Genomic DNA, 13,049 nt, shown 5'->3' with positions numbered 1-13,049 from the left:
ATGACGCTCATCACTGACGTACGACTCCGCCGCGTCCTCGACTCCCGCGGGAACGCGACTGTCGAGGCCGACGTCCTCACCGAGAGTGGGGGCTTCGGTCGTGGCAAGGCACCGAGCGGCGCAAGCACGGGCGAGTACGAGGCCATCGAGCTCCCCGCCAACGAGGCCATCGCCAAGGCCCGCGAGGAGGCACTCCCGCGACTCATCGGTGAGGTCCACGCCGGGAACCAGCGCGATGTTGACGCGGCGCTCCACGCCGCCGACGGCACCGACGACTTCTCCGGCATCGGAGCCAACAGCGCTGTCGCCATCTCGATGGCGGCCGCAAAGGCCGGTGCTGACGTGCTGGGCGCACCGCTGTACCAGCACCTCGGCGGCACGTTCCGGGGCAACGAGTACCCGACGCCGCTGGGCAACATCATCGGCGGCGGCGAGCACGCCGCGGATGCCACGAACATTCAGGAGTTCCTCGCAGCCCCCGTCGGCGCACCGAGCGTCGAGGAGGCTGTCTTCGCCAACGCCGCGGTCCACCAGGAGGTCCACGACATCCTGGCCGACCGCGACCTGCCAGCGGGCAAGGGCGACGAAGGGGCCTGGGCGCCATCGATTTCGGACGACGAAGCGTTCGAGATCATGGACGAGGCCGTCGAGACCGTCGCCGACGACTTCGGCTTCGCAATCTCCTTCGGCCTTGACGTCGCTGGCGCAGAACTCTACGACGACGAGGCGGACGGCTACGTCTACGACGACGGCGTCAAGTCCACCGAGGAGCAGATAGAGTACATCGCCGGGAAGGTCGAGGAGTACGACCTCGTTTACGTCGAGGACCCCCTCGACGAGAACGACTACGAGGCCTTCGCGGATCTGACCGCACAGGTCGGTGACCAGACGCTCGTCTGCGGTGACGACCTGTTCGTCACGAACGTCGAGCGCCTGCAGGCCGGTATCAACGCCGACGCCGGGAACTCCATCCTGATCAAGCCGAACCAGATCGGGACGCTCACCGACGCCGTCGACGCCATCGAACTGGCGACGGCAAGCGGCTACGAGTCCGTCGTCTCCCACCGCAGCGGTGAGACGGAAGACACGACGATCGCACACCTCGCTGTCGCCACTGACGCACCGTTCATCAAGACCGGCGCGGTCGGCGGCGAGCGCACAGCCAAGCTGAACGAACTAATCCGTATCGAGGACAACGCAGTATGAGCGGCAACGAAAAAGAAGGTCTCGACGCGTCCGATTCCGACTTCGACCCGTCCGATGAGGACGACGAAGCGGTCGACGCGGAGACCGAAACGGAAGCCGAACAGCCCGCCGACGACGCCGAAGAGGCGACAGAGGCCGAACCAACCGACGACACGGACGCCGACGAAGCGGCCGACGCCGACGAGGCCGCCGGCCCACAGCTGGACGAGGACGTCATGCCCGACGAGCAGTCGGAGGCCGACCTCCTCATCCCTGTCGAGGACTACCTCGGTGCCGGTGTCCACATCGGGACCCAGCAGAAGACCCAGGACATGGAGCGGTTCATCCACCGCGTCCGGACCGACGGGCTCTACGTGCTGGACGTCTCGATGACCGACGAGCGCATCCGTACCGCCGCGGACTTCCTGGCCAACTACGAGCCGGAGCAGATTCTGGCCGCGTCGTCGCGCCAGTACGGCCGGTTCCCGGCCGAGAAATTCGCCGAAGCTATCGGCGCGCGCGTCCGCACCGGCCGGTTCATTCCCGGCACGCTGACCAACCCCGACTACGACGGCTACATCGAGCCTGACATCGTGGTCGTCACCGACCCGATCGGTGATGCCCAGGCTGTCAAGGAGGCCATCACGGTCGGCATCCCGGTCATCGCGATGTGTGACTCCAACAACACCACGTCGAACGTCGACCTGGTCGTCCCGACGAACAACAAGGGGCGAAAAGCGCTGTCGGTCGTCTACTGGCTGCTGGCCAACGAGACGCTCGACCGCCGCGGTGCCGAGCCGACGTACGGACTCGACGACTTCGAGTCCGACCTCTAACGTCGCTGAACTGTTTCGTTTTCTCACTGTTTCGTCGCGAGTGGCGACGCCGGTGTCGCCAACACAAGACCTACCACGAGCCCCGGAGTAGCCCCGGGAAATGGGAGAGGGAGACACGTTCGTCAACGCCGTCATCGGAGCCGTTGCAACCGCGTTGCTGAGTGGGTTCGTCCCGCTCGCGCCGCTGCTGGGCGGCGGCATCGCCGGCTACCTTGAGGGCGGCGAGCGAGACGATGGGGTTCGCGTCGGGTTCCTGTCCGGCGTCATCGGACTGGCGATATCGCTGGTCTTCTTCGTGATCGTGTTCGTCTTTCTGGCCGCGGTTCTGACGTTCGTTCCCGAAGCACTGGGCGTGTTCGGTGCGATGGGGTTGCTCGTGCTCGTTCTGGGAACGCTCACGACGGCCGCGTACTTCCTCGGTCTGAGCGCCCTCGGCGGCTGGCTGGGTAACTACGTCAAGTACGACACGACCATCGGCGATTAGGGCCAGCCGCGCTGTCGGTAACTACATCACTGGGGATGCCACTACTGCGAACGCATATGCGTGAGTCGGTGACCAACGCCGGTATCGGGGCGCTCGTCACGATTGCCCTGTCGTTCGTTCCGTTCTCGTCGGTGGCCGGTGGCGCGGTAGCCGCGGCGAACAACGGCGGCCGCTACCGGACGGGGCTCTGGCTGGGAACGCTGGCCGGCATCTGTGCGATGGTTCCCTTGTTTGCCCTCTTCATTCCGGCGCTGTACATCGCCAGCCTCCTTGGATTCGGGATTCCACCCGGAGCGCCCGGATACGACCTGTTTCTGGCGCTCGTGTTCGCGTTCTTTCTGCTGTACACTGTCGGTCTCAGCGCCCTCGGTGGTCTCGGCGGTGTCTGGGTATCGGTACACACCGACTGGGATATGGACGCCGACCACTGGCTCTGAACGCGCCAGAAAGGCTCCCTTCCCGCCATTTGGCATACCATTCAAGCGTGTTCGACACTAACAGTTGCTGATGTCAAAGACGCCGCCCGGACCGAAGGGCGAACCGCTGTTCGGCAGTAGTCGCACGTACGCCCGGGACCCGTTCCGGTTCATCTCGGCGCTGGAGCGGGCCTACGGCGACGTGGCCCGATTCGACATGGGGCCGATGGACACGGTCATGCTGTGTGACCCGACGGCAATCGAGCGCGTGCTGGTCTCGGAGGCCGACCGGTTCCGCAAACCCGATTTTCAGGGCGATGCGCTCGGGGATCTGCTGGGTGACGGGCTGCTGTTGAGCGAAGGCGAGACGTGGGAGCAGCAGCGAAAGCTCGCGAACCCCGCGTTTTCGATGGCCCGACTGTCGGGGATGGCTGACCGAATCACCAGCCACGCGGAGGACCGGATCGCCGACTGGTCCCACGGCGATGTCATCGATGCCGAGCAGTCGATGACCCGAGTTACGCTGGACGTGATTCTGGACCTGATGATGGGTGTCGAACTCTCCGAGCAGCGAGTTCAGACCATCGAGGAGCAACTGTTGCCGCTGGGCCAGCGGTTCGAGCCGGACCCCATCCGGTTCGCCATGCCACAGTGGATGCCGATGCCCGACGACGCCGAGTTCAACCGCGCCGTGCGGACACTGGACGAGGTGCTGGACGACATTATCGAGGTCCGCGAGGACTCGCTCGGGACGGATGAGGATGGTCCGATGGACTTCCTGTCGGTACTCTTGCGTGCCCGAGACGACGGGAACCAGTCGCCCGAGCAACTACGCGACGAGATGATGACGATGCTGCTTGCGGGCCACGACACGACGGCACTGACGCTGACCTACACCTGGTTCCTGCTGTCGGAACATCCCGAGGTCGAACAGCGCGTCCACGAGGAACTGGACGACGTCATCGGCGACGACCGGCCGGGGATGGAACACGTCCGCGAACTGGACTACCTCGAATGGGTGATCCAAGAGGCGATGCGGCTCTACCCGCCCGTGTACACCATCTTCCGGGAACCGACCGAGGATGTGACGCTGTCGGGCTACGAGGTGGAGTCCGGGACGACGCTGATGGTTCCACAGTGGGGCGTTCATCGCTCCGAGCGGTTCTACGACGACCCAGAAACGTTCGACCCGGAGCGCTGGAAGCCCGACCGAGCCGGCGAACGGCCGCGGTTCGCCTACTTCCCGTTCGGTGGTGGCCCGCGCCACTGCATCGGGAAGCACCTCGCCATGCTCGAAGCACAGCTCATCACCGCGGTGACGGCCAGCCAGTACCGGCTGGAGTTCCAAGGGGAGACACCGCTGGAGCTGTTGCCGTCGCTGACCGCCCATCCTCGCCAGAAAATGTCGATGCGCGTGGAGAAACGCTAGCACCGGGCTTGAAGCCGTTCCTTCGGCGTCGACCGCCACAGAGACGTGACCTGACGGGTAATTCGGTCACCAGCTATTTACTGTAGAGTCCCCTGTGTGAGTGCAAACACAACGAGTCTGTGTGTCTCTCGGGTGACCGAGTGCTGCCGGCCACCGTCCGAGGCCACGCTCGCAGCCGCTGTTCGACCAGCATGATATCGATACGGAATTTCTTTGACCGGCTCCGCCCCCCGCTGTACAGGACGGTCCTGCGACAGCCCTCGTCGTGGGATAGCTCCCCGGGAGACACTCCGCTTGTCCGTCGGAGCGCCAGCTCCCATGGCACGACAGCCGGCGCTCGAACGAGGTACTGAATGTCATCTGATACCGTTCCTGACGGAGACGACCGGATTCGTGTCCTCTACGTTGGCACCGACTCGGACGACACCGAGACGTTGTCGACGGCTCTCGAACGCGAGAACGACTGTCTCTCGGTCAAAACGGTGCGAACCGTTGCCGAAGCTGTGGCGAGATTGGCTGCCGAGCCCGTAGACTGTCTGGTCTCCGAGTACGACCTGCCCGAAGGAGACGGTATCGAGCTTCTGGAAACGGTTCGCGATGGACATCCGGACCTCCCGGTCATTCTCTACGCCGCCAGAGGGAGCGAGGAGGTCGCCAGCGAGGCGATTTCGGCCGGTGTCACGGAGTACCTTCGGCGAGAGGCGGGTGCCGAACAGCATGCCGTACTGGCGGACCGAATCACGGACGCCGTTGACCACTACCGCTCACAGCAGGCGGTCAGCGAGCGGAATAGAGCCCTCTGGAGCTACGAGCGGATGGTCAACTCCATGGAGGAAACGGCCTGTATCTACGACGCTGAGGGGCGGTTCGAAACCGTCAACGAAGCGCTGGCGGAGTGGTACGACACGACGCGTGCCGAACTCAAAGGCCAGCTCAGTCGACTCGTTCCGAAAATTCGAACCGAGGGCGAGACGGACCGCTATCGGGAACTGCTTGACGGAACGCGGGAGGAACTCGGTGGCGAAATCGAAGCGGAGTTCCCCGGCCACGGACACGCGGTGCTCTCGTATCGATTAACGCCGCTACTTGTTGATGGCTCTATCGACGGTATCGTCGGCGTAGCTCGGGATGTTACCGAGCGGAAAGAGCGTGAACAGGAACTACTCCGGAACAAACGCGCGATAGACGAGGCACCGGTCGGCGTCACCATCACTGACCCCGACCAGCCGGACAATCCGCTGATTTACGCTAACGACCACTACCGCGACCTGACCGGCTACTCGCTCTCGGAGCTGCTGGGGAAGAACTGCCGGATACTCCAGGGCGAAAACACCGACCCGGCCCCTGTCACCAGGATGCGGGACGCCATCGACGCGGAGGAGCGCGTGACGGTCGAACTCCGGAACTACCGGAAGGACGGGACTGAATTCTGGAACCGGGTTCACATCGCGCCGGTTCGGGACGACGACGGAGCAGTCGTTAACTACGTCGGGTTCCAGCAGGATATCACGGAGCGGAAACGCCGTGAGCGACGGCTGGAAGAAACGTCGTCGAGGCTGGAAGCCCTCTTCGAGAACTCGCCGGACATGATCGACGTACTCGACGCTGACGGAACGATTTGTGACGTGAACCAGCGGTTCTGTGCGGAACTGGGGTACGACGAACGCGAGGTGCTTGGACGGTCGATCTGGGAGTTCGACCTGATGTTCGACGCCGAGGACGTGCAGACCCAGCTTTCCGGATTTAATGTCGACGAGCGCCGCAAGTTCGAAGGCCTGTACGAACGCCGCGACGGGTCGACGATGCCGGTCGAAGTACATCTGCTCCGATTCAATCTCGAAGGCGAGGATCGCTTCCTGGCGATCAGTCGTGATATCACGGAGCGAAAGGAGCGCGAGCAGGAACTCGAACAGCAAAACGAACAGCTCGAACAGTTCGCCAGTGTCGTCAGCCACGATCTGCGGAACCCACTGACTGTCGCGCGCGGACGCCTCAAACTATTGCGCGAGGAGTCCGATAGCGAGCACATCGACGCCATCGACGGGGCACACCAGCGAATGGATACGCTCATCGACGACCTGCTTACGCTCGCACGCGACGGTGCGTCACCCGCCTCGCTCGTCGCGGTCGACCTCGAACCGTTCCTCGCGTCGTGCTGGCAAAACGTCGATACGAAGGCCGCGACGCTCCAGACTGACATAGACCACCCCATCCGCGCCGACGAGAGCCGCCTCCGCCAACTGTTCGAGAACCTCATCCGAAACGCGGTTGAACACGGTGGTGACGGCGTGACCGTGACCGTCGGCGAACTGGCTGACGGCTTCTACGTCGCGGACGACGGCCCAGGCATCCCCGTGACTGACCGGGGGGACGTATTCGACGCCGGCTACTCGACAGCGGTCGAGGGGACCGGCTTCGGCCTGAGCATCGTGAAACAGGTCGCTGACGCCCACGGTTGGACAGTCCGTGTCGGCAGCGGAGCCGACGGCGGCGCACAGTTCGAGTTCACCGACGTTGATACTGTGTCCGAGTAGTCCCCCGGCGTTCTCCTGACCGACGACTCCGAAAACGCCTAACGCCCTGGGTGCACACGAGCGGGTATGGTCACGTCGAGCGCTCCCGGGAAGGTGTACCTGTTCGGGGAGCACGCGGTCGTCTACGGCGAGCCGGCGGTGCCCTGCGCCATCGAGCGTCGGGTGCACGTGACGGCAACCGAGATCGACGAGGGGTTGCGCATCCACGCGAACGACTTGCAACTGGACGGCTTTACCGTCGAGTACTCCGGCGACGGGGAGAGCCATCCCGACGTGGATGTCGCCGAATCGCTCGTCGAGGCCGGGATGGGATACGTCAACGAGGCAGTAGCACAGGCCCGCGACGCAGCCGATGCGCCGGAAGCGGGCTTCGAGATATCTGTCGAGGGCGACATCCCACTCGGGGCGGGGCTGGGCTCGTCGGCCGCGCTCGTCGTCGCCGCGATTGATGCGGCGACGAGAGAACTGGGCGTCGAATTATCGGCGATCGAGATCGCCGACCGCGCCTATCAGGTCGAACACGCGGTTCAGGACGGGCAGGCTTCGCGTGCAGACACGTTTTGCTCGGCGATGGGCGGGGCGGTCCGCGTGGAGGGCGACGACTGCCGGCGGCTGGAAGGTATCGACACGCTCCCCTTCGTCATCGGCTACGACGGCGGAGCCGGCGATACCGGGGCGCTGGTCGCTGGCGTCCGGGACCTTCGCGGGAAGTACGATTTTGCCGCCGACACCGTCACGGCAATCGGCGACATCGTCCGCGAGGGCGAGTCAGTGCTGGGAACGGGCGACCACGAGCGGTTGGGGGAGCTGATGGATTTCAACCACGGACTGCTCTCGGCACTGGGCGTTTCCTCGCGGACGCTGGACTCGATGGTGTGGGCAGCCCGCGACGCCGACGCACACGGCGCAAAACTCACCGGGGCCGGTGGCGGCGGCTGTATCGTCGTGCTGGACGAGACAGATGACGCGCTCACGGCGCTGAAGTACACACCGGGGTGTGAGGACGTCTTCCGGGCCGAACTGGACACCGACGGAGTCCGGAAAGAATGACGGTCGTCCTCAAACTCGGCGGGAGTGTCATCACTGAAAAAGACGAACCCGAGACGGTCGACCGGACTGCACTGTCGGCCGCGGTATCAGCTATCGCCGAATCGGCAGTCGGGGAGGATATCGTCGTCGTTCACGGCGGCGGGAGCTTCGGTCACCACCACGCCGCCGAATACGGCGTTAGCACGACCGAAGGGACCCACGATGTGGACGGCGTGCAGGCCATCCACGGCGCGATGTGCCGGCTCAACGCTGCCGTCGTAGATGCGCTCTCCGAGGCAGGCGTTCCAGCTGTTCCGGTCCACCCGTTCTCAGCAGCCGCACGCGACGCCGACGGCGACCTCTCGTTGCCGACGGCGCAGGTCACGACGCTGCTTGCGGAGGAGTTCGTCCCGGTTCTCCACGGCGACCTCGTTGCTCACGCCGGCGCAGGCGCGACGGTCCTGAGTGGCGATGAACTGGTCGTCGAACTCGCGTCCGCCGTCGACGCAAACCGCGTCGGCGTCTGCTCGACCGTTCCCGGTGTTCTCAATGAGGATGGAACCGTCATCGACCGAATCGAGGCATTCGAGGCTGTAGCATCGGCGCTTGGTGGGAGCGACGCGACGGACGTGTCGGGCGGGATGGCCGGCAAGGTCCGTGCGCTGCTTGCCCTCTCGGCCCCCGCTGTCGTGTTCGGTCCCGACGCGCTCCCCGCCTTTCTCGCCGGTGAGAGTCCCGGGACGACTATCGCTGGTGATGACGACTGGTGAGACTGTACTACTGTCGTCGACTGGCCCGTCCCCGAAAGCGATTTAGTCCATAGCGAGCCCAGGCTGGCTGATACAGCGGTATCTCTGCCCAGACCCGGCAGATTAGTAAATTAAATACCACTTCCTCGACCGTCGTAACATATTTGTCCTCTGTTATCAATTATGCGACTATGTCTGCAGTAGGTCTGACCGACGTCTATCGATACGGAACGAGGTTTCTCGGGATATTGCTTGTCGTCGCCGGCGTCGGTGGCGGCCTCATCGCTGCAGGGTACGTGTTGATACAGAACGGCTCGCTCGGCTCGCTCTCGGGGAACGCGGGCTATCGTGCGGTACTCGGCATCGTCGTCGGTGCGCTCGGTGGACTCCTGTTGTTCTCCGGCGTGCTCGGCCTGACCCACAAGCTCATCGCCGATGCGACGATGGCGGGAACGCTCGCGGCACAGACGGCACGGCGTGATGCGAGCGGTGTGGCAGCCGCCAGTTCCTCGGCGAGCGACCAGGCAGCAACTGACCCAACCGAGGACAGTGCTGCACCCGCTACCGAACCTGCTTCGGAGTCCAAGGACCCGACGCCAGAGCCGGCCGAATCCGGGCCGGCGGTTTCTCAGGATACCGAGCCGGCTGCTGACCCGGCGGCTGTCGAGCCGGCAACGGCCGAACCCGAGGTATCGGAACAGATCGTTGACTCCGACCCGGACGCCGACTCGTCCGGAGAAGCGGGAATCCACGCGTCCGCACAGGAATCCCCGGACCCATCCGACGCGGAAGCACCGTCCGCTACGTCTGACGCTGCGGCGGCTGGGACTGACGACGCACCGGTGACGGAAGCCGACGAAGATCCGCTGGCGGATGCTGACTCGATGACGGCTGATGAGCCGGCGGCAGATAATGGGCCAGTGACAGATGCGGATCTCCTGGATGCCGACGACGCTTCAGAACCACCGTCGGCCGACGAGACGATGGCTCCGGCGACAGACAAAGACGCAGTGGAGACGGCCACGGCGGCTCAGGACGAACAGATATCGAACCAACAGCCGACCGAAACCGTTGCTGGACCGGACCCTGAGGCGGTGGACGATACCACTGCGGAGCCATCCCCGACAGATCTCGCCGGTGACTCGGAAGCGGTAGAACCCCAGTCCGAACCCAGCGAGCAGTCGGACCGCGACCTACTTGCTGAGGACACCGCTGAGGAACCGGAGTCGAGCACGGAGCCACAGGAATGGACGCCGCCGGATCCTGCGGAGTTCGACACGGGGAGCGGGGAACCCGCGGCGGCTGACGACTGGGGAGCGGACGAGCCAGCACCAGCCGACGACTGGGAATCCGAATCAGAAGCCGATGCCGAACCCACTGGTGTCGGCTCACTCGATGCTGACGAGGCGGACCAGCACGACACCGTGACTCAGGACACTCGGTTACTCGATGAATCTGGTGAGGCAGACGCGTCCGGCGGCCCACGGACGACGGACGACCTGTTCGGCGGTACTGACGATGACCAATCCGGGACTGAACTTGACGAGAGCATGCAGGACGAGGCGGCGTCTCAGGACACGGATACACCTGCTGACGAGGACTCGACGCTCGCGGATGACGGTGTCACTGGCTTCGATGTTTCAGGTGACGACGACCCGCTCTCGGACCCCCTAGACGACGAGTAGGGACGAACCCACACCGTTTTAAGAAGCGCCGTTGTAGACCGACGTAACCGAGCGCACGGCCGCCCGTGGACTGCGGTTCGGCGGCCGGCAGACGGCGGATGTAAGTTGCGGGACGGAAGTCCCTCCCACTGCGGTTGCACAGGCTACGGGCGTACCCGACTGGCCTGGAGCGCCGACGCGGACGAAGTCGCCTACATTGCAGATACCGTCGTTGCCGTGCCCCACCGGATGCCCGCGGCCGGCTTTCCACTCGGAGCTACAACCATGGAAGTCGAAATTGCGACAATTGGCGGTTACGAGGCTGTAGGCCGACAGATGACGGCCGTCCGCGCAGGGGACGACGTCGTCATCTTCGACATGGGCCTGAACCTCTCGAAGGTACTGATTCACGACAACGTCGAAACGGAACGGATGCACTCGCTGGACCTCATCGACATGGGTGCCATCCCTGACGACCGGGTCATGTCCGACCTAGAAGGCGACGTGAAGGCTATCGTGCCGACACACGGTCACCTCGACCACATCGGCGCGATATCCAAGCTCGCCCACCGCTACGACGCACCTATCGTCGCGACGCCCTTTACGATCGAACTCGTCAAACAGCAGATCAAGAGCGAGGAGAAGTTCGGCGTCCAGAACGACCTCGTCAAGATGGACGCGGGCGAGACGATGTCCATCGGCGAGCGCAACGAACTGGAGTTCGTCAACGTCACGCACTCCATCATCGACGCTATCAACCCAGTCCTCCACACGCCGGAAGGCTCGGTTGTCTACGGGCTGGACAAGCGGATGGACCACACGCCGGTCATCGGCGACCCGATCGACATGAAGCGGTTCCGCGAGATCGGCCGTGAGGGCGAGGGTGTCCTCTGTTACATCGAGGACTGTACGAACGCGGGCAAGAAGGGCCGCACCCCCTCCGAGTCCGTGGCGCGTCGCCACCTCAAAGACGTGATGGACAGCGTCGCCGACTACGACGGCGGTATCGTCGCAACGACGTTCTCCTCACACATCGCTCGTGTCAAGAGCCTCGTCGAGTTCGCCGACGACATCGGCCGTCAGCCGGTATTGCTCGGTCGCTCGATGGAGAAGTACTCCGGCACCGCCGAACGGCTCGACTTCGTCGACTTCCCGGAGGACCTCGGGATGTACGGCCACCGCAAGTCCGTCGACCGGACGTTCAAGCGGATCATGAACGAGGGCAAGGAGAACTTCCTCCCCATCGTCACCGGCCATCAGGGCGAGCCACGTGCGATGCTCACCCGTATGGGCCGCGGCGAGACGCCCTACGAGCTAGACGACGGCGACAAGGTCATCTTCTCGGCTCGGGTCATTCCGGAGCCGACCAACGAGGGCCAGCGCTACCAGTCCGAGAAGCTCCTGGGAATGCAGGGCGCACGCATCTACGACGACATCCACGTCTCGGGCCACCTCCGCGAGGAGGGCCACTACGAAATGATCGACGCGCTCCAGCCGAAGAACATCATTCCGGCCCACCAGAGCCTCGAAGGGTTCGCACCGTACGTCGATCTCGCTGAAAACATGGGCTACAAAGCCGGACGGGACCTCCACATCACCCGCAACGGCAACATGATCAAGCTCACCGAGTAAATCGATGTCCGAACGCCATCAGCAGGTCGAAGACGCGATTGTCGCCCGACGAGACCGGGTCAACGACGCCCTCCCCGAGGACCTTCCGGTCAAGAAGCCGGACCACCTCTACGAGGCGTCGCGATACCTGCTGGACGCGGGCGGGAAACGGCTCCGCCCGACGGTCCTGCTGCTGGTCGCGGAGTCGCTGCTTGATGTCGACCCGCTGACGGCAGACTACCGTGACTTTCCGACGCTCGGCGGCGGGCAGGCCGACATGATGTCGGCCGCCCTCGCCATCGAGGTCATCCAGACGTTCACGCTTATTCACGACGACATCATGGACGACGATGCACTCCGCCGCGGGGTGCCCGCCGTCCACAAGGAGTACGACCTCTCGACGGCAATTCTCGCCGGCGACACGCTGTACTCGAAAGCGTTCGAGTTTCTGCTCGGAACGGGCGCAGCACACGAACGGACCGTCGAGGCCAACAAGCGACTCGCGACGACGTGTACCCGCATCTGCGAGGGCCAGTCGCTCGACATCGAGTTCGAGCAACGCGACGTCGTCACGCCCGAGGAGTACCTGGAGATGGTCGAACTCAAGACGGCCGTACTGTACGGCGCGGCCGCCTCGATCCCGGCCACGCTGCTCGGGGCCGACGCGGAGACGGTTGACGCGCTGTACAACTACGGGCTCGACGTGGGGCGTGCGTTCCAGATTCAGGACGATCTGCTGGACCTGACGACGCCCTCGGAGAAACTCGGCAAGCAGCGCGGGTCCGACCTCGTCGAGAACAAGCAGACGCTCGTGACGCTCCACGCCCGCCAGCAGGGTGTCGACGTCGGCGATCTGATCGACACGGACTCCGTCGAGGCCGTTTCGGAAGCCGAAATCGACGCGGCCGTCGAGCGCCTGCGCGAAGTCGGGTCCATCGAATACGCCCGCCAGACCGGGCAGGACCTCATCGCGAGCGGCAAGCAGAACCTCGAAGTCCTGCCGGACAACGAGTCGCGCTCCCTGCTTGAGGGGATCGCGAACTACCTCGTCGAGCGCGACTACTGAGCACGCCGACGGACCGTTTTTCCGCGTCGTTTCGACCCTGACTGGT

General features: G+C 64.3%; 11 protein-coding genes. All 11 read left to right on the top strand.

The window, feature by feature from the left end; all coding sequences use genetic code 11:
• Positions 1–1,206, top strand: coding sequence for a phosphopyruvate hydratase (eno, locus tag C444_RS13695; protein WP_004593553.1), 1,206 nt, complete (start codon positions 1–3; stop codon positions 1,204–1,206).
• On the top strand, positions 1,203–2,021 hold the full coding sequence (rpsB, locus tag C444_RS13690; RefSeq protein WP_004593551.1) for a 30S ribosomal protein S2: 819 nt from the start codon (positions 1,203–1,205) through the stop codon (positions 2,019–2,021). Before eno ends, rpsB begins: the two co-directional genes overlap by 4 nt.
• Positions 2,022–2,121: 100 nt before the next feature.
• Positions 2,122–2,505 carry a DUF5518 domain-containing protein gene (locus C444_RS13685; RefSeq protein WP_004593549.1) on the top strand — a complete coding sequence of 128 codons (384 nt, stop codon included), beginning with the start codon at positions 2,122–2,124 and terminating at the stop codon, positions 2,503–2,505.
• Positions 2,506–2,561: 56 nt separating this feature from the next.
• A complete protein-coding gene (locus C444_RS13680) occupies positions 2,562–2,942 on the top strand; it encodes a DUF5518 domain-containing protein (protein ID WP_049909522.1) in 381 nt (126 codons plus the stop codon).
• 70 nt (positions 2,943–3,012) lie between these two features.
• Positions 3,013–4,350 (top strand): cytochrome P450, encoded by a 1,338-nt coding sequence (locus C444_RS13675; protein WP_004593545.1) that lies wholly within the window; start codon positions 3,013–3,015, stop codon positions 4,348–4,350.
• A gap of 353 nt (positions 4,351–4,703) precedes the next feature.
• Positions 4,704–6,884 carry a PAS domain S-box protein gene (locus tag C444_RS13670; RefSeq protein WP_004593543.1) on the top strand — a complete coding sequence of 727 codons (2,181 nt, stop codon included), beginning with the start codon at positions 4,704–4,706 and terminating at the stop codon, positions 6,882–6,884.
• Positions 6,885–6,950: 66 nt separating this feature from the next.
• Positions 6,951–7,934: a mevalonate kinase gene (gene mvk / locus C444_RS13665; RefSeq protein WP_004593542.1), complete on the top strand. Its 984-nt coding sequence runs from the start codon at positions 6,951–6,953 to the stop codon at positions 7,932–7,934.
• On the top strand, positions 7,931–8,683 hold the full coding sequence (locus C444_RS13660; RefSeq protein WP_004593540.1) for an isopentenyl phosphate kinase: 753 nt from the start codon (positions 7,931–7,933) through the stop codon (positions 8,681–8,683). The genes mvk and C444_RS13660 overlap by 4 nt, the downstream gene beginning before the upstream one ends.
• A gap of 170 nt (positions 8,684–8,853) precedes the next feature.
• Positions 8,854–10,347, top strand: coding sequence for a hypothetical protein (locus C444_RS13655; RefSeq protein ID WP_004593538.1), 1,494 nt, complete (start codon positions 8,854–8,856; stop codon positions 10,345–10,347).
• Positions 10,348–10,611: 264 nt separating this feature from the next.
• Entirely contained in the window at positions 10,612–11,958 is a 1,347-nt protein-coding gene (locus tag C444_RS13650) for a ribonuclease J (RefSeq protein WP_004593536.1), read from the top strand.
• 4 nt (positions 11,959–11,962) lie between these two features.
• A complete protein-coding gene (gene idsA3 / locus C444_RS13645) occupies positions 11,963–13,003 on the top strand; it encodes a geranylfarnesyl diphosphate synthase (RefSeq protein WP_004593534.1) in 1,041 nt (346 codons plus the stop codon).
• The last annotated feature ends 46 nt before the right edge of the window (positions 13,004–13,049 follow it).

It is taken from the genome of Haloarcula japonica DSM 6131 (genome assembly GCF_000336635.1).
Taxonomy (GTDB): Archaea; Halobacteriota; Halobacteria; order Halobacteriales; family Haloarculaceae; genus Haloarcula; species Haloarcula japonica.
Note: the sequence above shows the minus strand (reverse complement) of the source record. Positions and strands in the feature narration are given on the sequence as shown.